At 52.9% G+C, this 25,712-nt stretch carries 28 protein-coding genes; 11 read left to right on the forward strand and 17 right to left on the reverse strand.

The window, feature by feature from the left end:
* The first annotated feature begins 50 nt into the window (after nt 1-50).
* Together ICT70_RS07595 and ICT70_RS07600 are read left to right on the forward strand one after the other, a co-directional pair.
* On the forward strand, nt 51-269 hold the full coding sequence (locus ICT70_RS07595) for a hypothetical protein (RefSeq protein WP_191155141.1): 219 nt from the start codon (nt 51-53) through the stop codon (nt 267-269).
* Complete coding sequence (locus ICT70_RS07600) at nt 263-880, forward strand: hydroxyacylglutathione hydrolase family protein (RefSeq protein WP_191155143.1); 618 nt, start codon at nt 263-265, stop codon at nt 878-880. The genes ICT70_RS07595 and ICT70_RS07600 overlap by 7 nt, the downstream gene beginning before the upstream one ends.
* A gap of 1 nt (nt 881) precedes the next feature.
* On the opposite strand, the gene ICT70_RS07605 is transcribed toward ICT70_RS07600, so the two are convergent.
* The 3 genes from ICT70_RS07605 to prmA are packed head-to-tail and all read right to left on the reverse strand — an operon-like array spanning nt 882 to nt 3,819.
* Nucleotides 882-2,135 carry an RDD family protein gene (locus ICT70_RS07605; RefSeq protein WP_191155145.1) on the reverse strand — a complete coding sequence of 418 codons (1,254 nt, stop codon included), beginning with the start codon at nt 2,133-2,135 and terminating at the stop codon, nt 882-884.
* Nucleotides 2,136-2,164: 29 nt separating this feature from the next.
* Nucleotides 2,165-2,896, reverse strand: a complete 732-nt coding sequence (locus ICT70_RS07610) for an RsmE family RNA methyltransferase (RefSeq protein WP_191155147.1) — start codon at nt 2,894-2,896, stop codon at nt 2,165-2,167.
* Nucleotides 2,893-3,819: a 50S ribosomal protein L11 methyltransferase gene (gene prmA, locus ICT70_RS07615; protein ID WP_191155150.1), complete on the reverse strand. Its 927-nt coding sequence runs from the start codon at nt 3,817-3,819 to the stop codon at nt 2,893-2,895. Before prmA ends, ICT70_RS07610 begins: the two co-directional genes overlap by 4 nt.
* Before the next feature lie 347 nt (nt 3,820-4,166).
* On the opposite strand from prmA, the gene ICT70_RS07620 reads away from it, so the two are divergent.
* From ICT70_RS07620 to ICT70_RS07645, 6 genes are all read left to right on the forward strand, one after another.
* A complete protein-coding gene (locus ICT70_RS07620) occupies nt 4,167-4,841 on the forward strand; it encodes a response regulator (RefSeq protein WP_191155152.1) in 675 nt (224 codons plus the stop codon).
* Nucleotide 4,842: 1 nt separating this feature from the next.
* Nucleotides 4,843-6,267, forward strand: a complete 1,425-nt coding sequence (locus ICT70_RS07625) for a sensor histidine kinase (protein ID WP_191155154.1) — start codon at nt 4,843-4,845, stop codon at nt 6,265-6,267.
* Between the two features lie 186 nt (nt 6,268-6,453).
* Entirely contained in the window at nt 6,454-8,052 is a 1,599-nt protein-coding gene (locus ICT70_RS07630) for a thiolase family protein (protein ID WP_191155156.1), read from the forward strand.
* 55 nt (nt 8,053-8,107) lie between these two features.
* Nucleotides 8,108-9,487: a sensor histidine kinase gene (locus tag ICT70_RS07635; protein WP_191155158.1), complete on the forward strand. Its 1,380-nt coding sequence runs from the start codon at nt 8,108-8,110 to the stop codon at nt 9,485-9,487.
* Between the two features lie 11 nt (nt 9,488-9,498).
* Nucleotides 9,499-10,266 (forward strand): response regulator transcription factor, encoded by a 768-nt coding sequence (locus ICT70_RS07640; RefSeq protein WP_191155160.1) that lies wholly within the window; start codon nt 9,499-9,501, stop codon nt 10,264-10,266.
* A gap of 87 nt (nt 10,267-10,353) precedes the next feature.
* The gene (locus tag ICT70_RS07645; protein WP_191155162.1) at nt 10,354-11,091 is read left to right on the forward strand and encodes a FadR/GntR family transcriptional regulator; all 738 of its coding nucleotides are present in this window, start codon (nt 10,354-10,356) and stop codon (nt 11,089-11,091) included.
* 81 nt (nt 11,092-11,172) lie between these two features.
* Here ICT70_RS07645 and ICT70_RS07650 read toward each other — a convergent pair whose 3' ends face one another.
* On the reverse strand, nt 11,173-11,982 hold the full coding sequence (locus ICT70_RS07650) for a GGDEF domain-containing protein (protein WP_191155164.1): 810 nt from the start codon (nt 11,980-11,982) through the stop codon (nt 11,173-11,175).
* A 239-nt stretch (nt 11,983-12,221) separates the two neighbouring features.
* Here ICT70_RS07650 and ICT70_RS07655 point away from each other — a divergent pair, with 239 nt between their 5' ends.
* Together ICT70_RS07655 and ICT70_RS07660 are read left to right on the forward strand one after the other, a co-directional pair.
* A complete protein-coding gene (locus ICT70_RS07655; RefSeq protein WP_191155166.1) occupies nt 12,222-12,491 on the forward strand; it encodes a nucleoside triphosphate pyrophosphohydrolase family protein in 270 nt (89 codons plus the stop codon).
* Nucleotides 12,492-12,496: 5 nt separating this feature from the next.
* Nucleotides 12,497-12,964: a peroxiredoxin gene (locus tag ICT70_RS07660; RefSeq protein ID WP_191155168.1), complete on the forward strand. Its 468-nt coding sequence runs from the start codon at nt 12,497-12,499 to the stop codon at nt 12,962-12,964.
* 26 nt (nt 12,965-12,990) lie between these two features.
* On the opposite strand, the gene ICT70_RS07665 is transcribed toward ICT70_RS07660, so the two are convergent.
* Nucleotides 12,991-13,527 carry a SprT-like domain-containing protein gene (locus tag ICT70_RS07665; protein ID WP_191155170.1) on the reverse strand — a complete coding sequence of 179 codons (537 nt, stop codon included), beginning with the start codon at nt 13,525-13,527 and terminating at the stop codon, nt 12,991-12,993.
* A gap of 90 nt (nt 13,528-13,617) precedes the next feature.
* On the opposite strand from ICT70_RS07665, the gene ICT70_RS07670 reads away from it, so the two are divergent.
* Nucleotides 13,618-14,562: a rhomboid family intramembrane serine protease gene (locus ICT70_RS07670; RefSeq protein ID WP_191155172.1), complete on the forward strand. Its 945-nt coding sequence runs from the start codon at nt 13,618-13,620 to the stop codon at nt 14,560-14,562.
* A gap of 80 nt (nt 14,563-14,642) precedes the next feature.
* Here ICT70_RS07670 and ICT70_RS07675 read toward each other — a convergent pair whose 3' ends face one another.
* The 12 genes from ICT70_RS07675 to ICT70_RS07730 form a co-directional block, all read right to left on the reverse strand.
* Nucleotides 14,643-15,074: an FKBP-type peptidyl-prolyl cis-trans isomerase gene (locus tag ICT70_RS07675; RefSeq protein WP_191155174.1), complete on the reverse strand. Its 432-nt coding sequence runs from the start codon at nt 15,072-15,074 to the stop codon at nt 14,643-14,645.
* 132 nt (nt 15,075-15,206) lie between these two features.
* Nucleotides 15,207-15,731, reverse strand: coding sequence for a nitroreductase family protein (locus ICT70_RS07680; RefSeq protein WP_191155176.1), 525 nt, complete (start codon nt 15,729-15,731; stop codon nt 15,207-15,209).
* Between the two features lie 40 nt (nt 15,732-15,771).
* On the reverse strand, nt 15,772-16,119 hold the full coding sequence (locus ICT70_RS07685) for a hypothetical protein (protein ID WP_191155178.1): 348 nt from the start codon (nt 16,117-16,119) through the stop codon (nt 15,772-15,774).
* A 5-nt stretch (nt 16,120-16,124) separates the two neighbouring features.
* Nucleotides 16,125-16,475: a hypothetical protein gene (locus tag ICT70_RS07690; RefSeq protein WP_191155180.1), complete on the reverse strand. Its 351-nt coding sequence runs from the start codon at nt 16,473-16,475 to the stop codon at nt 16,125-16,127.
* A 44-nt stretch (nt 16,476-16,519) separates the two neighbouring features.
* Entirely contained in the window at nt 16,520-17,581 is a 1,062-nt protein-coding gene (locus ICT70_RS07695; protein ID WP_191155182.1) for a response regulator, read from the reverse strand.
* 19 nt (nt 17,582-17,600) lie between these two features.
* Nucleotides 17,601-18,692 (reverse strand): two-component system sensor histidine kinase NtrB, encoded by a 1,092-nt coding sequence (locus ICT70_RS07700; protein ID WP_191155184.1) that lies wholly within the window; start codon nt 18,690-18,692, stop codon nt 17,601-17,603.
* 201 nt (nt 18,693-18,893) lie between these two features.
* Nucleotides 18,894-20,168 carry a tetratricopeptide repeat protein gene (locus ICT70_RS07705; RefSeq protein WP_191155186.1) on the reverse strand — a complete coding sequence of 425 codons (1,275 nt, stop codon included), beginning with the start codon at nt 20,166-20,168 and terminating at the stop codon, nt 18,894-18,896.
* Nucleotides 20,169-20,221: 53 nt separating this feature from the next.
* The gene (locus ICT70_RS07710; protein ID WP_191155188.1) at nt 20,222-21,313 is read right to left on the reverse strand and encodes an AAA family ATPase; all 1,092 of its coding nucleotides are present in this window, start codon (nt 21,311-21,313) and stop codon (nt 20,222-20,224) included.
* Between the two features lie 44 nt (nt 21,314-21,357).
* Nucleotides 21,358-22,206, reverse strand: a complete 849-nt coding sequence (locus ICT70_RS07715; protein ID WP_191155190.1) for an HDOD domain-containing protein — start codon at nt 22,204-22,206, stop codon at nt 21,358-21,360.
* A 134-nt stretch (nt 22,207-22,340) separates the two neighbouring features.
* Nucleotides 22,341-22,742 carry a CoA-binding protein gene (locus ICT70_RS07720; protein ID WP_191155192.1) on the reverse strand — a complete coding sequence of 134 codons (402 nt, stop codon included), beginning with the start codon at nt 22,740-22,742 and terminating at the stop codon, nt 22,341-22,343.
* Nucleotides 22,743-22,785: 43 nt separating this feature from the next.
* Nucleotides 22,786-24,201 (reverse strand): NADH-quinone oxidoreductase subunit N, encoded by a 1,416-nt coding sequence (locus ICT70_RS07725; protein ID WP_191155195.1) that lies wholly within the window; start codon nt 24,199-24,201, stop codon nt 22,786-22,788.
* The gene (locus ICT70_RS07730) at nt 24,198-25,676 is read right to left on the reverse strand and encodes a complex I subunit 4 family protein (RefSeq protein WP_191155197.1); all 1,479 of its coding nucleotides are present in this window, start codon (nt 25,674-25,676) and stop codon (nt 24,198-24,200) included. Before ICT70_RS07730 ends, ICT70_RS07725 begins: the two co-directional genes overlap by 4 nt.
* Between the last annotated feature and the right edge of the window lie 36 nt (nt 25,677-25,712).

Genomic DNA, 25,712 nt, shown 5'->3' on the forward strand with positions numbered 1-25,712 from the left:
GGCTTAAGTTCACATGGCTCAACCACTTACCGCCAAACACAGGAGAAACAATGGCCTTTTTTCTCAAGACCAAGATCTGGCAGACCGGTTCCCTTGACTGGTGGGGGATGATCGATAATGACGATGTTTTTCTAGGTTCCCGCGAATTCCCCCAGCCCCCTGAAGAGGGAGACGAATGGGTGGTCCACAAGACCGGAGATCATTTTAAAATCATCGATATGGAAATCCGCCACATCGGCAAAAAAGAACCGGTGACGTACCCATGGTAGCCCTCGAAATTGTCCAGCTCAAGACGAGTGATATGGAGAACTTCTCCTATCTGCTCTACTGTCCCCAAACCCGTGAGGGCGCCATCGTCGATCCGTCGATGCGTCCGCAGCTGGTGCTTGATGAAGCTGTCAGCCGTAAGGTGAAGGTACGACTGTTACTCAACACCCACGGTCATCAGGATCATATCACAGGCAACGGCGACATTCTGGCCGGCGGCGGCATTCAACTTGCCGCTCACCCGGATGCGGTTCCCGCTGCCGATATCGCATTGTCAGAGGGGATGCAGCTGCCCATCGGCAATTCATCCATCACCGTCATGGACACCCCTGGACATTCCCCCGGTTCAGTGGTGTTCGCTACCGCAGATGCGATTATCTCGGGCGACACCCTGTTCGTCAGCCGCTGCGGCCGGGCTGACCTGCCCGGCAGCGACGTGAGTCAGCTCTACACCAGCCTGCAGCGGCTGAAACAACTGGCGCCAACGACGAGGGTCTATCCTGGCCACGACTACGGTCCGATGCCGAGCTCCACCATCGCCTGGGAACTTGAGCATAATGAATTCATCAAATGCCCGAACCTGGAATCCTTTATCGCTTTAAGAATGGGATAAACTATTGCTTGGGGGGAACCTTGACAACCCGGGTCCCTGCGAGCTGGTCATTCCAGCCACGACCATCACCGCTGAACAGTAACTGAAGATAGCCTAGAGCAAAAGGAAGAAGCTGTAGCAGACCGCCGACACTGCGCAGAAAGGCCTGGGAAAAGGTCAGGGGTTCACCGTCACAGGTTTCGACCTGCAAGCTGGTCAGCATTTTGCCGGGGGTCTGACCGGCGAGGAAATGAAACAAGGTAAAATATCCGAAGGTGAGGGAAAACAGTATCAGAAAATAGGGAACCGACAGATCGATCAACGTATCCATGGTCGGTAATGGTCCGGTTTCTCTGGACATGGAAAGTTCGGCAGCAACAACGAAGCCCAGACCAATGACGAGGAGAATCACCGCATCATAAACAAAGGAAGCAAAGCGTCCCCCCAGCGATGCCGGTTCCACCGGCACGGTTCCTTCATTATCTGCTTCGGCTGGTGCTTCCTCAGCCACAGCCCGAAGTTGGTCCTGACCGACATTCAATGCGTCAGACGAAATCTCTGCAGCAGCAGGTTCGGACGAAAGCTCTTGTTCAGCAGGTTCCTGATCATCCGCCCACCGCTGCTCTACCACGGAGGAAGCTACCGCCGCTGCACCAGTCGTTGAGGCTTGAGCAGGAATAGTGGTTACCGGAGCCCCCACCACGGGCGAAGACTCCGGTAAGTCAAAAGGGTCGGAGGGGCCCTCCGCAGATCCCTTGGGTTTTTCAGGCTCAGTATCCGGCGCCTCAACATCCTCAGCATCAAATCCGAAGTCGTCCTCCAGATCGTCATCGGCCTCGGGCATGTCGAAAGCAAAGTCATTTTCCTGTACCTCTGCCGCCTCGGTTGCGGCCGCATTTTTAGGCGCGTCAAGGGACTCTTCCATGTCGTCGTCTTGCGGAGCCTCTTCAAACAGTTCATCGAAGGAAAGATCTTCTTCTTCACTGCTTTCGCCCATAAAGTCAAAACCGAAGTCGTCGCCAGCGGCGCTGTCATCCGCCGGCTCCGTGACCTTGGCAGCCGCAGAGGCATCTGCAGCACCGAGTGCTGTCGCAGCGGCCAACTCCGAAGCCTCGTCGCTATCCTGAGCCGGATCAGTTGCCACTACCGCGCCAGCACCGGGAAACAGAACACTTTTGATTCCGAAGCGCTGCTTGAACTCTACCAGATCCTTGCCACACTTTTTACAGCTGTCGAGGTAATCAAAGCTGTTGTAGCCACACTTGGGGCACTTCATGACATGTCCTTTCCAGATGAATAGGTTCGCTAAATTGAGCCTGTATTACCGGATAAATCGCCATAAAGATATTGTAAAACAGCGATTATCGCAAGCCCGGCGGTCTCTGTACGCAAAATTCTCGGTCCCAGACTGGCGGCTTGATATCCGTGTGAGACCGCCTCAGCCGCCTCTGCTTCGGTGATTCCGCCCTCAGGACCAACCATGACCGAAATTCGCTGGTACCTCTGATCGCCCAGAACGTCCGCCAACGGCGTCTCACACTTTTCCCACAGCAGAAGCTTCAGGTCCGCCGGATCGTCTCCCAGGACGTCCTTCAAAGAGTTACTGCACTGCAACCGGGGCAGATGATACTGGCCACTCTGGCGGGCCGCCTCCTCAATTATCTTTTGCCAGCGTAACGACTGATGCGACCTGTTTTTGAAGCGGACAACACTCCGTGCGGTGGTGACCAGGTGAAACTGACTGACCCCCAGCTCAGTCCCCTTTTGCAGGATCAGCTCAGTCTTATCTCCCTTGGGGACACCCTGAATCAGGCTGATCTGACAGGGTGCCGGCAAGCTGTCGTGGAGGCGACACAAACAAGCACGACCACCATCCTGCAAAACCGCATCAGCAACCTGACCACTACCATCAAAAAGCCGAAAGGTCGCTCCCGGCTCGAGGCGCAATACGCGAAGCAGGTGATGCTGGACACCCTCAGGCAACAGGACGCTTTCATTCAGTCGAAAATCCACATCGGTCACCAAAAAACGTCTCATACCACTTGCTGTCGCTGGTATACCAGACAGACCCAATCTTCACGGTAACGTGGTGGCAACACGTTTAGCTCCGTGCCGGTAAAGGCTGCTGTGACCAGGGATTCTTTTTCCTTGAGGATGCCTGATAATATCAGCCAACCTCCGGGTCGCACATGTTGAAGCAACGCCTTTTTCAGGCGGATATTTTCCTCGGCCAGGATATTGGCAACCACCAGGTCATAATGACCATCAATCTTTTCCAGGGGATCGCTGGTCACGGTTATCCGTCCAGTAAGATTGTTGCGCACCACATTTTCCCGCGCTACCTCACAAGCCACCGGATCGATATCGGTTGCAACCACCCGGTCACAACCAAGCGCCGCAGCACCTATGGCCAAGATACCCGATCCGGTACCAACATCAAGCAATCGCAGGGGGCGTTGATGGCCCTCCAGTTGCTCGGCGATGGCGTCCAAGCACAGCCGCGTGGTTGCGTGGGTGCCGGTACCAAAGGCCATACCCGGATCAATTTCGATTGCTACCTGGTTTTTTTCGACATACGGAGCTTCCCAGCTCGGATGGACAATCAGCCGATTGCCAACCTGAAAACCGGTAAAGTGCTGTTTCCAGCTCTGAGCCCAATCAACCTGCGGTAAAGATTGACTGGCCGTCAAACTGAGGGTACCAGGGGTAAACACCGGCAACGCAGCAAAAGCCGACCAGAGCTGTTGAAGCAGCAGTGCAGCGGGGACTTCCAGGGCAAAATAGGCCGTCAAGGTGTAATCTTTATCCAGATCCAACGGGTTATCGGGCACCTCAAAGGTATCCAACTGCCTGTCTTCGATCAGGATGCCACAGCACTGCTGCTCCATCAGCACTGCGCAAGCCACCTCAACCAATACCCCTTTGAGTTTAACATCTATGGACAAATAGTTTTCTTTCATGCTCACTAATTAGCAGAAATTATATATAAAAATCAACAGATAATCTCCCACTTGCCTGGTTTTACCGAACCAGGGCACAAAGATCCCAGTGCTTGGTAAGCTTACCGGTCCCCCCCCCTGAGGCTAAAATTAAAAAACACTATTATTATCCTTGCACTCACAACCCCAACCTGCTAAAGTCTCCGGAAACTTCTCATGAGCGTTCACTATTCAATAAGGTTTCTTTATTGCTTTCCACATTGAAATAGGTAGCTTGCAGGTTTTTATTGCCCCAAGAGTTTGCCTCTGTAGATTAAAACTAACTACACGCACCGTCCTGATTGGTTACAATTTAAAGGAGACAGTCCATGCGTATCCTGGTGGTTGAAGACGAAAAAAAAGTCGCAGGTTTTATCAAGCGTGGCCTCGAAGAGGAAGGACTCTCTGTCGATCTGGCTGAAGATGGCGAGACCGGACTGACCTTGGGCGCCACGGGAAAGTACGACCTGATTCTGATGGATGTCATGCTCCCTAAAATGGATGGACTCAGCGCGATTCAATCCCTGCGCGAGAAGAACGTCAGCACCCCGATACTGTGTCTGACGGCCAAAGACACCGTGGAAGATATCGTTGCCGGACTGGACTGCGGCAGCGATGATTACCTGACCAAACCTTTTGCCTTTGCCGAACTGGTGTCTCGGGTTAAGGCCCTGATCAGGCGCAACGCCCGGGATCGGGGCGCCGAACTGTTATTTGCTGATCTACGCATCGACCCGGTATCCCATAAAGTCTGGAGAAACGATAAGGAGATCGACCTGACCTCCAAGGAATATGCTCTGCTGGAATACTTCATGCGCAACCCTAATCAGGCACTAACACGTACCATGATTGCTGAGCAGGTGTGGGATTATACCTTTGACACCTTCACCAACATTATTGATGTGTACGTCAATTATCTGCGCAAAAAAATTGATCGCGGCTTTGACACAAAACTGATCCACACGGTGCGAGGTGTTGGCTATATGCTCAGGGAGCCGGAATAGATTGCCCTTCCTCAGAACCTTCTGCAGGCAGTTACTATCGCCGCCCCTGATGGCCCTGGCAGTCATCCTGGGAATCAGCGCTTTTTTGTGGCAATCTGCCCTTTATCAAGGAATGCTTGACCGCATTGACACAGAGCTGCAACGGACTGCCGACATCCTTGACTATCTCCAGCTCAACTTGCCGCTGGAAGAAAGAACAACAGCCACTTCTTGTGAGTTGGCCACGGCCCCCCTGCAACGACTACTGGACGAATGGCACTTTGCCCGCTATTCCCCCAGCGGCGACCTGATCTGCTTCTCTACCTCGGGGGGTCACTCACAGGTTGCCATGCCCGACCAGCTACCGACTGGCAACAAAATCCTCTTTTTTTCCGTCAGCCAGAATAAAACCCGACGCGCCCTGGCGTGGCCGATAAAAGATTCGAGTGAAATAATCGCTTACCAACTCTTAAGTACGGACCTTGGCTCCTTCTCGGCCCTCCTGTTGCGCTGGCGCCTGGCATTGCTTCTTGCATCGCTCCTTATCATAGCGGCGGCCTCGCACTATCTTGTTAGTCTGCAGCGCAAGCACAACAACCAGGGCTTAAAACGATTGCTCAGACATATTGACGATATCAGGCCGGACCAGCCCACCCAGCCCTTGGCCACAGACCAGCTCAACTCAACGGCAGTGCGCGAACTTGCCGAAAGCTGTGATCGATTGATCGAGCGGATGTTTTCCGCGCTCCATCGAGCCCGCCAATTTTCAGCCCACGTTGCCCATGAACTGCGCACACCCCTGACCATTTTGCGTGGCGAAACGGAAATTGCCCTACGGCGCAAAAGTGAAATTACCGACATTCGCCAGGTGCTGGAATCCAATCTGGAAGAGATCACTCGCATGAGTTATCTGGTTGACGATCTGCTGACCCTATCCAAAAGTGATCTGGGGGAGATTCCGCTACAACCAACAACTATTAGCCTGCATCAATTGCTGAAAGACCTGCAACGTCAAGGGCAGGTCCTTGCCGGGGGAAAAGAGATTCTGCTCGAGCTGGATTGCCCAGACACCGGGATCGTTATCCAAGCTGACGAACTGCGCTTAAGGCAGGCCATTCTGAATTTACTGACCAATGCTATTCGCTATACCCCCACGTCAGGGGTCGTTACTATCGCTGCCAGGGTCACAGAATCTGCGGTGACGATAAGGATCAGCGACACTGGAATCGGTATCGAGGAGCGCCACCTCCAGCATATCTTTGACAGATTTTACCGGGTGGATAAAAATATCCATCAATACGATGGTGGCACAGGTCTGGGCTTAGCCATTGTCAAATGGGTTGTTGATGCCCACCATGGGAGCATCAGCGTCTCCTCCACTCCCGGACAAGGAAGCAGCTTTACCATCACCTTGCCGAAAAGCCGGAACAACAGCACCAGGGGATAAACTCGAAAAGCGTGTTTGCCGGCAATCCTTTTTTTCGTCGCCACTGACTTTTTTACTTTACAATCACCCTCTCATCGTGTAGTGTCTCTACAAATGGAGCTCTTTCGGGAGACTCCGGCCCCGAAGACCTACCCCCCCTCCAGGTCTTCGGGGTTTTTTTTTAATATTCACCTGGAGGTGTCGTCAATGTCCTTCCAACCACGACCTGTTTACCTGGCCGACTCCTTAATGCTCCCGGTTGGCAAATATAACGGTCATCATCGTCCGGCACTGAGCTTCTTTGAGCTTGTCGATCAGCTTAGCCCCCTGGTGCAAAAGCATCACACCTCATTGCAAAAAATTGGCTGTATTATTGTTGGCAGTCAGAATCCGTTCGCTTTTTCCGGCATCGACAATGTGGCAGCAAAAATCAGTGGTCGCCTCGGCATCAGCGGGGCCAAATCGATCCTGGTTGATACGGCCTCGTCCTCCGGCGCCAGCGCCTTTGAGGCCGCTTACCTTGAGGTCGCTTCCGGCCAGCACGACCAGGTACTGGCCATTGGCATCCAGAAGATGACCGACGCCACGACCGCTGCGGCAACCCGTATTGTCGCCGGGGTGATCGATCGCGAGGAAGCAGAATACGGCCTGACCATGCCCGCCTGTGGAGCCCTGGTAGCGCGGAGCCTGATGGAAGAATTCAACCTCTCCGAGGATCAGTGGACTTCGTTTTCAGCACGCCTGACCGAACGAGCTCACCATTATGCCGCACAAAACCCTGATGCCCATCTGAATTATGAGATCCCCGTCGACACCTATTTTGCTGATATCACGAGCGGCAAAAACTATCTATACTATGATCCGTTGCATTACTACGATTTCTGCCCCATGTCGGATGGCGTTGCTGCCTGTCTGTTGACCGCAGCCCCGAGCGCGGTCCGGGTCAGCGGTATCGGTTCCGGAACCGATATACCGACCATTGCAGACCGCTTGACCTTCACCAGCTTTCCAGCAACCCGGATCGCCCTCACCCAGGCCCTGGACAAGGCGAAGCTCAGTAGTCTTGATCAGCTGGCTGGATCCCTCCATATCAACATGCACGACCCGTTTAACGGCTTTGGTCCAATCAACCTGGTCGATCTCGGCGTAATTCCCCGAAGCCTGCTACTGGAAGGGCTCCTTGATAATAACCTTACCGGACCCACCGGACGTTTTCCCACCAATCTGACCGGCGGCCTGAAAGGACGCGGCCACCCGCTGGGGGCAACCGGCATGGTGCAAATTGTTGAAAACCATCGTTTCTTGACCAGCGGTCGATATCAGGCGGCGCTGTCGCACTCTATTGGTGGGCCAATCAACAATAACGTGGTGGTATTGCTGGAAACCGAACGAAGTTTTCTTGAACGCCAACCAACCACCTCTCAATCCGGCGACGAGATCTCCCTGGGCCGGCTTAAACCCGCCGGCATGAGCCTGGAGACAGTCCTCGGTGAAAAGCAACGCTGCGTGGCCCGCCTGCTGGCAAAAACATCCCGACACAATTTCCGCAGTGGCGACATTGAGCGTACCCTGCTGCTCATTTCCGTCCGCCATGAAAAACATGACTATCGCTTCCTGATCGGCATCGACCCGCAGGCCGCCACCGCACTTGATACCTTTGCTGCCGGCGACAAGATACTCCTGCAACAAATGGATGAACAGCTCCATGTCAATGATGTGCCTATCCGCCGGCTCTACCGAAAAACCATTGAAGGGATGGTCGATCTGGCCGATTCAGCATTCCGCCATCTTGGCCTGAAAAAATGAGGTCTCTGCGCATCCGCACAGTTTCAACCGTCAACGAACATGATAGCATCCGCTGATGCGCATAACGGTCAAACAACAGATTCTTCTCGCTCCAGCGACGATCCTGCTGCTGCTGCTGCTGCTGCTGGGGTTCATGCACTACACCTACTGGGACCTCAACAGCAAAAGACGCAGCATTAAAGCGGCAGAAACCACCTTTGTCGCTCTGGCTGAGGCTGACATGGCGGCTCGCAGACTGCACGTTTTACTGCGTGTCATTCAGCACAGCGGCATGGCTGCCCCGGAAGACCTGGCGCTCATTGTTGATCTTTATGAACGTCTGCTCTCGGCCATTGGCCGGATTGAGCCTGTTGGAACGGTAAAAAGCTCCGAACAGATTGCCTATCTGGCCGATCTGGCGCGCAGTCTTAACCCTGCTGCCGGTCTCGAACCTGAAAACACAGCACCCTTGTTTGCCCAGCTGAGGGCTGAACTTTCCGGCCTCTCCAGCCTGACTCAGAACCATCGAAATCACCTGCGCCAGGCCCATGAACAGGATATCAACCAACTGGTTGAACGGACGGTTCTGGTGACTATCGGGGTGTTGATTATCGCCGTACTGCTGGGACTGTCGATCTCCATCTATTTCAGTCGGCGCATTTTAAGCAGGATCCAGACCATCTCCGCCAATGCCGCCCGCATTGCCGACGGCAGTATCGATCTGCCGCCGGTTCCGGAGCGCATTCAAGACGAGATGGATGTTCTGGCGCGTTCCATCAATCGCATGGCGACCCGATTGATTCAGGTCGTCGGTACCGAAAAACTCCTGGAAGGAGCGGAAGAAGAACGCCGCCGCATTGCCATGGATCTCCATGATCAATCACTCTCCGACCTGTCCGGCATTCTGCGCGGCCTGCAATCCCTGTCCGAGCTGCAGACTCTGGATGCTGCCGGTGACCGTATCAGCGGCCTCGAACGCGATCTTCACAAGGCCATCGCCAACCTGCGCGACATCATGAACAACCTGCACCCACAAACCCTCGATATTCTTGGTCTCGGTGCCGCCATCGAAGCCCATATCGATCAGCTTGACCAGCCAACAGGCAGCCCGGCTTGCCATCTGCATATCGACTCCCGAGTGGCAGACTTGAAGCTTGATCGGATCAAACAACTGACCATTTATCGCGTAGCCATTGAGGCTATCCAGAACGTTCACAAGCATGCAGCTGCCAGCCGCTACGAGGTTAATCTGGAACTGCGTGAAGCAACCCTGGTGTTTTCTGTTGAAGACAACGGCTGTGGCTTTAATAGCGACCGAAAACACGAACAGGGACGCGGACTCAATAATATCCGAGAGCGCGCCAGAGCCATTGGTGCTCAGGTACAGTGGAAGCCGTCACGCTTCTCCAGCGGTACCCGCTTTGAACTCACCCTGGACACCGCCATTTCAAGTTAACGGAGTCAAGCATGCCAACCCCCCTGGAAATCCTCATTGCTGAAGACAACCCCAAAGATTTGGAGTTTCTCGAACACCTCTTTTCCCAATGGCCTGAGCAGGTCAACGTTACCCGTGCGCCGACCGGACTGGTGGCGCTGGAAATCGGCAGCGAACGCAAGCGACCGTTAATTGTCAGTGATATTCAGATGCCGGAACTCAACGGGGTGGAATTCGCCCGCCAACTGTGGAGTAAGCAACCGCAGGCACGGATCGTTTTCTGGAGTCAATTCAAGGATGAAATGTACGTACGCTCCCTGGTTAAAATAGTTCCGCCGGAAACGGTCTACGGCTACGTCCTTAAATCAGCAAGCAAGGAGCAGATCAGTTCAGCCATTCGCACCGTCCTGATCGATGAACAATGCTGGATCGCCCCTGAAGTACGCAAAGTTCAAGGACGCGCCGGTCACAGCTTGACGGCCTTGTCTGACATCGAATATGAGGCGCTGCTCGATATTTCCCTGGGGCTGACCGATAACCTGATGGCGCAGCGCCGTTATCTGTCGCGGCGCGGCATTCAGAGTCGCCTCAACTCCCTGTATAACAAACTGGGTCTCGATCAGGAACAGTTCCACAGTGAAAAATATGGAGATTCCTTTAACTTGCGCAATCGTGCCGTTGCCGTTTCCCTGGCCCGCGGTCTGGTAAATGCTTTTGAGATGGAGCACGAGGAAAAGGAATTTCAGGAATGGTTTACCCGCTATAAACGCAGTCAAAAAAGCCGCCAACAAACTACATGAAGCAACCGCATATTGTCGGCTTTTACGACCCTTGTTTTTACTCAATGGCTATGCTAAAAGGTCATACCATATAAACGGGAGACAAACATGGCCACCGTATTCAAACCGATTCGTCCCAAAAAATTATCAGAAGAAATCGTTGACCAGATTAAAGAGCTGATCTCACGTGGTGACCTCGGCCCCGGTCAGCGCATCCCATCTGAGCGTGAACTGGCGACTTTTTTAGGTGTCAGCCGCCCCTCGGTGCGTGAAGCAATTATGGTGCTCGAAGCGATGGGATTTCTTGAGTCCCGTCAAGGCGGCGGGACCTATGTTCGCTCCCTTGCCGATGTCGCCATGGCCGATCCTTTGGCCAGCATGGTCGAACGTCGCGATCCACGCATGTTGCATGCCCTGACCGAGGTTCGCATGGGACTGGAAACCTGGTCAGCCTACTTGGCAGCAAAGCGAGCGGAACAACCGGAAATTGATCGCTTACGTGAAATCTATACGGTCATGGAGGAACAAGCTGAAAGCGGCGGATGGGATCCGGAGATCGACTTCCAGTTCCACCTGACGATCACTGCCGCAACCCACAATACCATCCAGGTTCACGTACTGAACACCATTCAGACCCTGTTTCAAACCACGATTATGGTCGCCCTCGGCGAATTTTACAGCAAAGAGGGGTATGTTGAATTGCTGCTTAATCACCACCGTGACATTCTTGAGGCAATTGAAGCCCGTGATCCGGAGCGGGCGCGAGCTAAAATGCTGGTGCACTTGAATCTGGTAGAAGAAAAGCTCGCGATGTTTTTAAATAAAGAACGCCCCGACACCATCTGAAGAAAATCTTTTTATGACGGTGGCACCTTCCAGCCCTTGTTTTAGCCGGCAGGGCAAATCAACGCAACCCAGCGAGAGTACTCAAGAAACCGGGGGAGAATAGAACTCGCAGCGATTACGCCCCCCGTTTTTGGCGCGGTAAAGTGCCATGTCGGCCTGCCAGACCAGATCCGGCGCTGAACCGACCTGATTCGATACGGCAGCAACACCAATGCTCACCGTAAGGACCTGAGGGCAATCTGCTCCTGTTTCAATCTCGGTTCGAATCATTTCAGCCTTGGTCATCGCCTCACTCCCCCCAGTATGAGGAAGGAGGATAAAAAGCTCCTCCCCACCATAACGACACAAGATATCTGTTTCGCGCACCCGATTCTTGATCATACGTGTGACATTCTGCAATACCTGATCCCCAATCTGATGGCCCCAGTTATCATTCACTGACTTGAAGTGATCAATGTCGATCATCAGCACCGACAAATCGTGACCATAGCGCTTGGCACTGGAAAACTGTTCGGGTAGACGGCGATCCAGATAACTGCGATTATATATTCCGAGCAGGGAGTCCATAATGCTGTCCCGTTCCAACTGGAAAGTTCGTTGTAACGCCTGGGTTGTTTTTAACGTCAACACGGTTACCAGAAGAACAAAAACCGCTCCAAAGAAAAAAATAGTGGGAACAATCAGATCAACCGGACCACGATATGTCCACCAGTGAAACCACGCATATGCAAGATATCCACACAGAAACAGACAAATCAGCACCGTAAGCAGGCGCCAGTAATTTACGATATCTTTGGCCCCAGGATGATTGATAATTCTGGCAACCGGAATCAGAGACACCAGCAAAAACAGGCTGCCAAAACTCAGCATCAAGGCAATAAGAAGATTCATTAAAACACTCCGGCTCTTCCCCCACTAGCAGGAGAATTTATTAGATTGGTCAAATATTGTCAACTGCTTTATCAACATCTGTAGCGGGCCGCACCCTCCCCAATCATAAACAAGTATGTTAAAAGTAAGGTAATTAGTAATTATTCAGCACTATCCTTGCGCAGGGCCTTTGGCTCCTGTGCTGAACAGATACAAAAGCAAAATGACCTGTATCTCTGTCTTTCGACAAGGCTCGATCCATGGATAAAATCTACCAGGCAACCATTGCCCGCTGGGGCGTTGACGCTCAATATGATCAGGCAATAGAAGAATGTGCCGAGTTGATTGCAGCGCTCAAACATTTCAAGCGGGGTAAAATCTCCCGCCATGAAGTTATAGACGAACTGGCCGATGTTACCCTGATGGTGGGACAACTGCGCTGGATGTTCGGCGAGGAACTGGTCGCATCTGCGATCAATCGCAAGCTGGAAAAGCTCAAACACCTATTAGATGAAGACGAGAAAGGATAATTCTTATGGCAATTCAACCTGGACAGCATGCTCCTGATTTCTGTCTGCACGGCAGCGATGGCAAACAACACCGCCTCGCGGACTATGCCGGCAACAAACTGATCATTTACTTCTACCCCAAAGACAATACCCCCGGGTGTACCAAGGAGTCTTGTGCTTTTGCTGAGATGCATGGGCAGCTAGTACAGATGAAGGTCAGGCTGCTCGGCGTCAGCAAGGACAGCCTGGCATCCCACGACAAATTCATCAGCCAGTTTCATCTGCCTTTTGTCCTGCTTAGCGACCCCGAAACAATCATGATGCAGGAGTATCAAGCCTGGGGAGAGAAAAAAATGTATGGAAAAACCAGTATCGGCTGCATCCGCTCAACGGTACTCATCGATGAGCAGGGCATCGTCGTCAAACACTGGCCCAGAATTACCAAGGCGGCAGAGCATCCGCAGCAGGTTCTTGATTTCTTGACCAACAGCTAACTCTAATGCCAAAGGACGAGTCTTCTTCACAACGGCTTGAGAATACCGCCACAGGGAGGATGAAGATAACGATTTGTACGATTCAGGCGCCGTACCCGATAGATTTCGGCACCACACTCCAGGCAAACTGCCACCAGTTTGCGACGCTGCTGATATAAGGCAACCACAGCTGGGCTACAACCGGTCGTGGCAGTATCGATCCCCAGGGCAAGAGCCCACTGCCGCCAGCTGCTGCCATGTGCGACCTGCCGCCGCCCACCGTGCTGACTCAGATGGTCACAGGCGTGGGCAATCTCGTGCAGAAACGTCTGCCGCAGGTTGTCCTCTTCCTGCGCAAACTGGAGCCGAATAACCACCGGCTCGGAGCCGCGATAAGCATAGCAACCAAGCCTTTTGCCGGCACGACTCGGAGTCACCGGAATGGCTGCCAGTTTTTCCAGCAATTGCCGGCTCGAAACAGCGGCGCTCCGGGTTTCAATAGCGGCAACAACCTGCCGCCAGAGGTTCAATTCATCAGCCAGCGTTCGGACACTCATCCCCTTTTTGCCATAGTTTTCCGTCATCGTACCAACCTCCAGCCATCAGGGGATATCATCCTGCTTTGATCAATAAAAAGACTGTCACTTACAAATCAGTTTCTGTCATGATAGGGCATGGACGTTAAATCGGTTCACGACATTGATCGCCCCGATTGGATTGCTATTCCCACCCAGCTTCACGATGGGCTTGCCGACCGTTCGTTGAGCAAACGCCAGTTCAAGCACTGGTCATTGGTCCTCCAGGCACGGAATATTCCCTGGCGCAGCGAAAAGAACGGGGATGATCTCCAGTTGCTGGTGCCCGTCGCTTCTTTTCAGCAAGCACTGCAGGAATTAATCAGCTATGAGCAGGAAAACCGCAACTGGCCACCACCGCCCCCCGCTGCTACCAGCCTAAAAGACAACCAGGCAACAACCATCTGGGTTGTTTTTGCCCTGCTCCTGTTCCACCCTCTCAGCCATCAGCAATTGTCACTGCTTGGATTAGAGGACATCAACTGGCTGACACTGGGTAACGCCGACGTCAGCCATATCCGCAGCGGCCAGTGGTGGCGCACCATCACCGCCCTGACACTACATTCCGGTTTTTTGCACCTGTTCAGCAATCTTATTTTTGGCGGCATTCTGATTCTGCGGTTGTGCCGCATCCTGGGGTCCGGGGTAGCTTTTTTCCTTGTCCTGGTTGCCGGCGCTCTGGGTAACAGCCTTAACGCTCTGGTGCAATCCCCTACCCATCGCTCAATCGGGGCATCAACTGCGGTTTTTGGCGCTCTCGGCTTGCTGGCTCTTTACAACCTGCTACGCTACCGTACTAGTTTGTGGCGTCGTTGGCCAATACCCCTTGCGGCGGCTTTGGGGTTACTCGCCATGTTCGGGGTCGGTGACGAGAACACCGATATTGGTGCCCATCTGTTCGGTTTTATCAGTGGAGCAATACTGGCTCTGGTTTTTGCCCTCGGGCCGGGGAAGAACAAAACGTCCTACCGCACTAATCTGTGGTGCGGAACCCTGGCATGGCTCCTCATCATCGGGGCCTGGGGGCTGGCTATCAACCACTGAATCTGCCGAGCCCACGATAAAAAAGGCCCGATATAAAAATATCGGACCGGATTAAGCTTAGAGTGTTGACATGGGCCTCATTAGCCCACTTCGATCACTTCCAGGTCAAAGTTAAGGGCTTTGCCGGCCATCGGGTGATTGGCATCCAGGGTGATCTTATCATCGCTGACCGCCTTCACCGTGAGCAGCAACGGAGTTCCATCCTGCATCTGGGTCTGAAACTGCTGCCCCACTTCGGGAGATAATCCTTCTTCAAACTGGCTGGGATCCGCATCGAAGATCATTTCCTGATTGTAAGGTCCATAGGCCTCTTCTTCCGTAAAACGCACCTGCTTGGTTTCTCCGGCTTTCATACCGACTACGGCATTCTCAAACCCAGGGATCACCTGACCGGCACCTACCTCAAACTCAAAAGGCTGCTCTGCCTGGCGTGAACTGTCAAAGACTTCGCCATCATCAAAGGTGCCGGTGTAATGAACTTTGATTTTGCTCCCTGTTACTACTGCTGTCATGTCATCTCCTGTTTTTTTAAGTCACAAATTGACAAGGCACCACATTTGCCTTGCTTTGTTCCTCAGGGTGTCATTTCCTTAAATGGAAATCAACCCCTAGGCGCACAAAAAACGGCTCCATAACAGTAAAACCTAAGGGCTGAAACGTTCATGATGGATTTTTTCAGTGCGTAACGTGCTGGCGGCATGACCGGCCTTTTTTTCATCGGGATAGCCCATGGCAATGATGATCGGAACCTCCATTCCGACCGGTAACTCCAGCAGGTCTCTGACGTAGTCAGACGCGCTGAGGTCATTGTTGTGCCGGCGCAAACGCAACTGGGCCCAACAACTTTTCAACCCCAGATCCTCAGCAAGCAACTGTACGAAGGTGGCAGCAACAGCAGCATCCTCGATCCAGACATCCGAAACCCCGGGATCAGCAGCTATTGCTACAGCCAGCGGCGCGGTCGCAAAAAACGTCGTACCATGGGGTTTGGCATTGATCAATTGATCGAGAAGCTGGCGCTGTTGAATCATCACAAAGTGACAGGGCTGCAAATTTCTCGAGGTAGGGGCACGCAACAAGCCCTCAGCAAGCAATTTCATCTTTTCAATTTCAATCGTTTGCGGTTTAAACACCCGCACACTGCGCCGTTGGCGCACTAAATCCAACATAACGTCTCCCTTTAAAACCGATCCGGCACCACCAGCTGGATCAGGAATTTCCGGTTGTTACCCGGCCGATCAAGCGATAAACCTCGTCAAGCATTGCCGGATGATCTGCTTCAACTTGAGCTACAAGACCCAGCAGATAATTGTCGATAGGAAACACATAGAATGTGCTCATCTCCCGGCAGCCAAAGTTAACAGAACGGCAGCTACTTGCCCCGATATTTTCCTGGATGTCATGAGCCAGACGGCCACTGATCTGCATCAGGATCGTGTAGTTTTCCGGATCCTCAATGGCACGGCCCACCAAGGTACCGTCGCTCTTGATCAATAAACAACCGGAAACGCCGGACACCTTGCTGATCCGTGCAACAAAGTCCTTTGCTGTTGCCATAATTGCTATCCTTCCCAACCGCTAGGGTCACTGATCTCTTCCTGCAGCAAATCCAGAGACATGATCAGGGGATTGAGGCTATAGGCGGGGTCGCAGATGACGAAACAAATGGTGTCGGCACCAACGGCGCGGGCAACAACCACCGACTCATCAAAGTGGAGCGACAAACAGGAAAATTTGTCCAGGCTGGTTGCCCCGGCAGCGTAAATTTTCGCCAGGGAGTTACCGATCGATTCGAGCCGCTCTTTTTTGAAAACCGCAGGCAGATTCGCTGCAGTGACACCGATATCTGTCTGAACAAAACAGGCGCCAAGGACCCCCGGAATCATTTTTAATTCGTTAATGACATACCTCATATTTTCACGTCCTCCGGCACCGGCATCGTTGGGCTTCAGCCGATTCACCGTTCGATAATGCGCTCAATTTCCTTCTGGACCTGGGCAGACTGCACTCCCGGCTTGAGTTTGAGCATCAGCTGTTGCTCGGGCTGATTAAGTAACAGATAACGATTACGCTTCGTCGTACCTAGAGTCATTGAGCGGTATTGGCTCCAATCAAGATCCTGGGCAATTGCAGTCAGGGCTTGCGCAAAGGCCTCCATATCAAATGTTGCAATCGTGCAGGCTCCGCTGTTGGTTGCGATCAGGGTTTGTTGCATATCAAAAATGGCAAATTCCTGCACACTGTTGATGCCGCTCAGCGACCGCGCCAGGGCTGAATCGGCCGCTAAGGGCGCAGCTGGTTGCGCGGGGAGAGGTGGATCATCTGCTGCAGTATTTTTCTTGATTTCTTCTGCTGCTTCATCTTTGATCCGGAAGGCTTCGATCAATAGATGACCAAGGGGCATATTGATCACATCGTCCTGCCGTCGACAGATACCATCCATCTCGATTTCAGCATCATCCCAGCTGACAATCTCAAGGGCAGCATCCACCCCCTTCTGGTTGGCATATTCAGCATCGATCAATTCGCCATTGGCGACAAAAAGATAGGCAGGTCCCTGCGCTGCGGCAATCTTCAGGGTGCAGTTTTTTTTCTCAACATTCATCAACTGCAAAAAAGTCGCCAGAGTAATGCCTCGGATAAAACTCTTTCCCCCGGCCTTCAGACCATTGAAAATGGCTTTTTCCAGCAACGGGAGATCCACCGGTTTTTCAATAAACTGCAGCGTGTCAATTTTTCTTAACCGTGCTTCAATCTCCGGCGTACCAAAAGCCGACATAGCAATCACCGGCAATTGGGGCTGATGACGGCTGACCCATGCCAACAGCTCGAAGCCATTCATTTCCGGCATGCGCAAATCGGTAACCAGCAAATCAAAATGGGCTTCCCGCAGCAGATCAACAGCGACACTGCCATTTTCTGCAGTAAGGATGTTAAATTTATCCCGATGAACGTTGAGGACATCTTTGAGCGACAGTAAAAAGGAAGCTTCGTCATCGACAATAAGGACTTTTTTCATGTCACATCCATTCACTAGATCAGTTTGTTATGGAGGGGAAGGAGTCCGCTGCCACCGGTTCCTTTTGGGCTGCTTCCGCCAACGGCAGGCTGACCCTGACTTCAGTTCCGCGCTGTGGCCAACTCTCAATCGCGATATCACCATTCATCATTGCCAGCAGCTTTCTGGTAATAACCAGCCCCAAACCGTTACCTTGCGGCTTACTGGTGTTAAATGGCTGGAACAGATGGTTCCTTTGTTCCGGCTTAATCCCGCAACCGTTGTCGCGGATCTTCAGCCATACCAGTTCTCCGCGCTTTTGTGTGGTGATATGAATTTCCGGATCCCGACACCCTTTTAATGCCTCGGCAGCATTATTAAAAATATTCAGCAGAGCCTGATGGAGCGCGCGCTCATCAATTCGGACGTTCCGGATATCCAATGGAATAGCGGTGCGAATTCTGATGCCGCCGGCGTGGAAATCAGGTTCGACCAGGGCGATAAATTTTTCCATAAACTCAATCAGAGACATCTCACGCAGCTCTACCCGATCATACAAGCTGAACGCTTTGAGCGATTTGAGCAGATATTCCATCCGCCCGACATCGGCTAATGCCCGTTCAATATATTCATCCAGGGTTTCACGATTCTCGTTACCAGTACTTTTCTGAAGTGCCATCAACGCCATTTTCAGCGAATTCAGGGGATTGCCGATTTCGTGGCGAATGCCGGAAAAAACAAAACCCAGGTTATCCATGGCATTGATGGCCTGGGCAATCGATTCGAGCCGCTGCTTTTCGGTGATATCACGGACAAAAAGACAACAGTACCGCGGGTCCGCCCGATAAACGGTATAGCCATACAGACGTTCTTGATAAAGCACCTGATGAGAACTGCGAGCAGGCAGATCAGACTGTTCAGCCGGTGTGACAAACAATGCATAAAGACGTTCATAGCTTTGGCACAGCAAATCATCGCCTAGCACTTCGAACAGAGCAGCATTGCAATAGTCAACCTGTTGCCGACCAAGATCAAGCACGAGAATCCCCATGTCGATCTGCTCCAGTAACTGCGCAAAGCCCCAGGGGCTCCTCGATTGCTGATTGACGGCACCTGCCGCGCGACCATCCATTCACTTATCCTTGCCGTCGGGGCAACCTCTCTGTTAAATTGCAACCGCACTAGTAACTATTCAGCTCTATCCTTGCCACAGGATCCCCGACCCGGGGCTGAACAGAACCCGCATTATAACAATATCGCCACATCATTCAAGGAAACTAATAAAAATCAAAGAGCCCTTTTTAGCGCAATCTGATCTGCTCGGCAGTGTTGTTTACTGCGGCGAATTGCCGTAATGGGCCAACAGCTGTTTGACTTCAGCTTCCATCTCCGCGGGCAAGGCGGGGGCATCAGCAAGCTGCTGTAACAACTGCAAGCCATCCTTGTGCCATTTACGGGCAAAACAGGCCTGGGCCAGACGCAAGCGCCAGCGCGGGTTATCGGGATCCTGCTTAACTGCGGCGTTAAAACTGGAAAAAACCTTTTCCAGCTCGCGCTCATGGCGCAGATAAAATTCAGCCAACGTCAGATTGATCTGGTTGCTCTTACAACCACCGCCGGACGGCAGTCTTTTCAACAGTCCTTCTGCCTCTGCAATATCCCCGACCTTTTCCATCACCCCTGCCGCCAGGGCAATAAAGGCAGGATCACTGTAACCTCTCTGCAGGCAGTGGCGCACATGAACGACCGCCGCCGGCCAATCGTGACGCTGACTATGAATAGTCACCAGCAGGGCATGGTAGGGGGAGAAATCATCCTCATTCTCGGCAGGGATCTTTCCCTCGACAAAGGTGCGAGCAGCGTCAGCCTGTCCCAATGCCAGCAATACCTGAACCAGAGCCTCAACGGCTAAAAACAGCTCCGGATTTTGTTGCAATGACTGCTCAAGAGAGCTTTTGGCCTGCGTCAGATGGCCCATCCGCGCTTGCAGCGCACCCACCTCGAACCAATAGAGATCATCCCGGTCAGTCTCTTTTACGTTGTTGAACAGTTCGTTAGCCTGAACATCATTTCCGCCATGAGCTAACAAAAAAGCGTCAACAAAATCTTTTCCCCGATGGTGATAACGCTCTCGCTGATTTTCGGGATAGGACGTCAGGATTAAATCGAAATGGATGGCATCATCGACATCGGCCAAAGCATCCCGGTCTGAGTGGGCAGCGTCTGCCGAACCACAGGTGCTACATCCAGCTCCAGGGTCAGGCGCGCGGGTGGATATAACCTCAAAAGGGAGCTGACGCGCCTGAGCTATCTCTTCCTTCACGTCGTCACTGCAGGCAAACTGCAAGGCCAAGGCAAAATAATCATTTGCTTCGTCAAGTTTACCACTGTCCTGTTTGACTCTGCCTTCAAGCAGATTGAGGCGCGCCAAACCATCGCCGGCCGTTGCTCGCCACTGGGCTACCAACTTGGAGCTCTCTTGGTCAAGGGGCTGATTGTTCAACTCATCTGCCAGGTAAACGGCATCGGCGTAGCGCTTCTGCTCCACCGCACGCTGCAACGACTCTACACTGGTCTTATTGCCGAACAATTTACTCAAAAAACCCATAGTTACAACTTCCTCGGACGCGGTGCTCAAGGACCAGACATCCGGGTTGAGAGCTAAAAGATGCTATCGATCAGGTCAAAGTCGAGTTCCGTTTGAGCAAGACGATGAATCAGGTCGATCTTTTCATGATCATCGATGCCGATCTTGGCAACATCTGCCTGAATCGTGGTATAGACCTCGGCAACCGTTGACTGGCAACGAAGGTAAGGAATTCTTGAGTCGTCGACAACCTGCTGCACAATATCGGCCATCGGTACGGTGCCGGCGATGACGATCCCCGCCAGTCTGCTGCGAAAGCGCACCAGGTGATAGAGGGTCGCCAGCATCACCAGTACTTCGTCACGGCTGCTGTTGACAATAACCAGACTCGAATCGTGGAGCAGATCGACCACCCGCTGGGTTGAGGCGGCACCGATCAGGACATGATGAACAATACGACGGACCTGATGCGGCTCTGCCTTAAGATCTACCTGTAATAATTCGGAGAGATATTTCAACGTTGGATTAGCAAGGACCGGTGAATAGTTGAAACCACCAACCACCTGGATATTGGTTTTTGCGAAGGCTTTCTGCAGATAATGAATAGTTGCATCACGTTTATCTTTTAACAATTTGTTCGACAGAATCATCCGGACATCCGCACCGGCTTCACGAAACAACGCCAGGTTCAGATGCAGATCATCGATAACGTGACCTATTCCGGCCCCCGCTACGATCAGCACCGGTGCATCCAAATGGTGCGCCAGCCGGGCATTATTCAGCCCCAGGACCGAGCCGACGCCGGAATGCCCGGCTCCTTCGATGATGAGAAAATCACACTCCTGCTCCAGTTGTCGAACCGCCCGGGTAATTTGTTCCAGCAACGCCGAGCTGTCCACCTCACCATCAATATAACTGCGCGTGGTATGCGCATCAAGAACAACCGGCGACATCAGGTCCAACCGATCATCCATGGAATAGACCTGGGCTATCAGTGCGGCATCAATATCAACCGGGCGCCCTTGATACATCGTACGCTTGGGGCCGAAGGGTTTGATAAAGCCGATCCGTGGGTATGTTGCCCGCGCCCGGTGCAACAGCGACAAACTGGTGGTGGTTTTGCCACAATTCTGGCCGGTTGCAGCAATAAATATTTTTTTACACATTGATCAAGTCCCCTGGTGCTGACAGCCGTACAGTTGGCTTGTTGTCACGTTAGAAAAAGATTACGTTCCTTGACAAACTCCGGATAAAAAAGCTCTTTCAGATCCTCCAGTACCATCGGGTTGGCTTCGAGGGCCAACGAGCCGTGGCACAGGGGCAAATCAACTTTTTTCGCCTGCTCAAAGCCCATGCCAAAATAGCGACAGAAACAGCTTGCCAGAGAGATGACTGCACACAGAGTGAAGGTCTGTTTATCAAGCTGCTGCAATTTTTCCAGATCATGATGATACAAGGTCGCGTCGACAATCCGTTTGGGATAGTTCCAGTAATCAAGAAGCGCCGCCCCCACCAGTTCATGGGAATAGGCGAACAGGCCACGCTCGACATCGCGCAAGGTTCCTTCCCCGCGCTCGACAATCTGCACCACTTCGCGATAGAGGTCCTTGTCACGGTTAATCATCACGACCTTACCGATATGGCGCTGAAGACCGGCAAGATAAGCCTCGCTTTTGTCCAGATCCGTCAATTTATCGGCAATCATGCGACTCGCGACAGCGCAACCGATGGAGTTCTCCCACAGTTTTCGTTCCAGCAGCCCATAGGTTTTCTGGGTACTGCGCAGACTATATTCGAGGGCGAGATTTTTAAGAACATTCTCGCCAACCACAATCAGGGCGCGATCAACGGAACTGACCTGCTTGACCTGGTGATACATGACGGAATTGGCAATTTTGAGCAGCTTTGCCGAGATAACCGGGTCCAGGGAAACCGCGTTGGCCAGATCGTTAATGCGCAGCTCCGGGTCGCGCAAGAGCTCCAGCAATCGGGTAGCCACCACGGGCGAAGGGGGCAGGTCGCCCATGTTTTTTACGATGGACTCAAAATCTCTGAACATCCAACCTATCCACGAAGCTGATGTTTGCGTTTTGGTGATATAGCAAGGGCGGTACAGCGAGGGTCTTACAAAAGGCCGTCTATCCAGAAACGGTCGTCCAAGGAAAATACTTCGATGTTATTGAGATATCCTGCTTAATGGCGACAACCAAAACGAACCAGTACACAGGTACCATCGGCAATGACGTTAATCCCCTGCTGCCGACAGAATGCCACTGCAGCAGGGCTTTCAGCCCCGGGCTGCATCCAGATATTCTTAATCCCTTTTTCTGCCGCACGAACCACCAGTTTCTCGGTTACAGCGGGTGGTGTTACTACCGAGATACTGACTACCTCGGCAGGCAGGTCAGAGACACTGGCAACGCAAGCAACCCCTTCAATCTCCTTCTCCAGGGGATGAATCGGTATCACCTGATAGCCTTTTTGCTGATAGCATTTAAAAATTTTATTGCCGAATTTATCCGGATTTGATGATGCCCCAGCGACGGCAAAGACGTCAGACTGGAGAAATTGAGCAACTTTCGCGTCAACGGACATAAGCGGTATCCTCATTCCTAAAATCGAATCGCTTGTACGGCTCTCAGGGAATAATCAGCGCCACCAGCGACAGTAAGGGGGTCGGATAGACACCCAGAATGACGATCACTGCCGCGCAACCTACCAGCAATAAGGTTTCTGACCGGGCCGCGACATCGCGACAGACAGATGCTGATTCGGGGGCATAGAGGGCGATGACGGGTCGCACATAGTAGTACACTGAAATGACGGATGCGATGACCCCGATCACCGCCAATTCGGCGTAGCCACCCCGAAAGGCCGCCTGAAAGAGTCCGAACTTGGCAAAAAAACCGGCCAGTGGGGGAATCCCGGTCAGGGACAACAAAAATACCGCCAACAGGGCGCTACGGCGCGGGTGAAGAGCTGCCAGACCACGCAGATCATCATAGTCCTGAATCTCGCCGTTTTCATCGGCAAAGGTGGTAATAATGCCAAAGGCACCAAAGGTTGCCAGGGAATAGACCACCAGGTAGAACAACAGGGCGCGGCTGCCATCCGCTCCGGCGACAATCAGTGCAATCATGAGATAACCCATGTGCACTACCGAAGAATAAGCGAGCATACGCTTGATATTCGTCTGGGGCAATGCAGCAAAGGTACCAACCAGCATGGTGGCAATCGCCAGCAACCAGAGGATGGCTTTGATATCCGCTATCCCCTCGCCGCTCATCACCAGTAACGGCAAAAATGCCGCCAGTACAGCGCCCTTAGCGGCGGTAGCCAGCAGGCCGCTGACCGGTGCCGGCGCCCCCTGATAAACGTCAGGCGTCCACAGGTGAAAAGGCACCAGGGAAATTTTAAAACCAACCGCAACCAGCAGCAGCGCCCAGCCGGCCAGCCCCAGTGGGCGCAAACCATCTCCAGCCTGCAAACCGACGGCCGCCGCCTGCAGATTAAAGGTACCGGTCGCGGTATAGATCAAAGCAATAGCAAAGGCCAGAAACGCCGTTGCCACTGCGCCAAAAACCAGATATTTCATCCCCGCTTCGGCTCCGCGGGTATCACCATGACGGAAGGCAATCAGGATGTACAGAGCCAGGGTCAGGACTTCCAAGCCGAGGAAAAGTCCGACAAAAGAAGTTGCCGCCGACAGCAGACTCATCCCCGCGGCGGCAAACAACATGAGGGACGCATACTCTCCCCCCCCAAACCGGAAGATGTCGACGTAGCGACAACTGATCACCAGGGTCGCGGCGACGGTCAACGACCAGAGCACGGTACAAAAGCGGGCATAGGCCGATGCCGAGTACATACCGAGGATATCGATCTGTGGTGGTTCGACAAACGCTGCCACCAGGGCGGCCACGATAGCCACCAGGGCGCCAACGAGCAACCACAGGCGCCGGTTGCGCACCCAGGCCCCGCCAAGGAGAATGGCCGTTGAGCCCAAGGCCAACAGAATCTGGGGGAGTAATGACTGTAACGACTCCTGGTTCATGGCATCCCTCCCACCAGCAACAGAGCACTAAGAGGCTCTCGCAACAGGTCAAGCACCGGTTGCGGATAACAGCCCAGCGCGACCACCAGTACCGCCAGGGGAATCAACACCAGCCATTCGCGTGAGTGCAGGTCCTGTTTGTCATGGGGTTCGCAGTTATTCCCCCAAAGGGTCCCCTGTACCAGTCGCAAGGTGTACGTTGCAGAAAACAGGATGCCGCCAACCGCTATCACTGCCCACAGTGGCTTGACGGTAAATACGCCAATCAGGATGAGTATTTCCCCGGCAAAATTTGCCAGTCCCGGCAGGCCCAGAGACGCCATACAGAAGAGCAGAAAAAATGCCGACATATTCGGATGGCTTTTCCACAGCCCGCCCAACTGATCGAGGCTGCGGCTACCGGTACGTTGTTCAATCATGGCAACCACAACAAACAACCCAGCCGTCGTAATCGCATGATTTACCATCAGCAATAAACTTCCCTCCCAGGCGGTCTGGTTCCAGGCTGCCAGCCCAAGAATCACAAAGCCCATATGCGAAATCGATGAAAAAGCGACGATCCGTTTGATATCGACCTGCTGATAAGCCACCCAGGCAGCATAAAAGAGCCCCACTAACGCCAGCCCAGCCAGCACCGGCAGGGTTTTTTGCGCAGCAACGGGAAACAGGGGAAAAGCAAAGCGGATCATGCCGTAGACCCCGGTTTTAAGCAGCAGCCCGGCCAGATCAACCGAACCGGCGGCCGGACCTTCTGCATGGGCATCGGGCAGCCAACTGTGAAAGGGAAACAGAGGAACCTTAACGACAAAAGCCGCCATGAAACAGAAGAAGAAAATCAGTTCCTGGGTTGTGCTCAGTTCGGTCTGTTTTAGTGCTTCCAGAGCAAAGGTGTAGGTGCCGGTCTGATCGCCATGCAGCAGATACAGGCTGATCACTGCCAGCAGCAGACACAAACTGCCGATCAGGGTGTAGAGAAAAAATTTAACCGCAGCCTGAAAACGGCGTTGGTAACCCCAGACCCCGATAAGAAAGAACATGGGAATCAGCATCAACTCCCAGAACAGATAGAAAAGGATCAGATCCAGAGCGAGCAGAACCCCGATGGCGGCCATCTCCAATACCAGTAACAACGCAAAAAAAACGCCGGGCGCACGTTCCTGGCGCCAGGACACCAGCACCGCCAACAGCTGGAGAAAGGCCGTCAACAGGATCAGTACCGACGAAAGACCATCAAGCCCCAGGGTATAGCGGACGCCGAATTGCTCAATCCAGCGATAATCCTCATAAAACAACCAGCCTGCCGTCGGGGTCTGTAACAGACACAGCAGCAGGCTGACAACAAACACGCCGGCGGCGGTCAACAGGGCCACCCACCGCGGGGCTGTACTGTTTCCCATCCCGAGCACCAGACAAACCAGGGCGCCCGCTAACGGCATAAACAGCAACAGGCTTAACAAGGGAAAGTCAATCGCCATGATTGCAGTTATCCTTTACTTTCCGGCAATATCAAC

Origin of the sequence: Pelovirga terrestris (assembly GCF_014773365.1) — a bacterium.
GTDB classification, from domain to species: Bacteria; Desulfobacterota; Desulfuromonadia; order Desulfuromonadales; family Geopsychrobacteraceae; genus Pelovirga; species Pelovirga terrestris.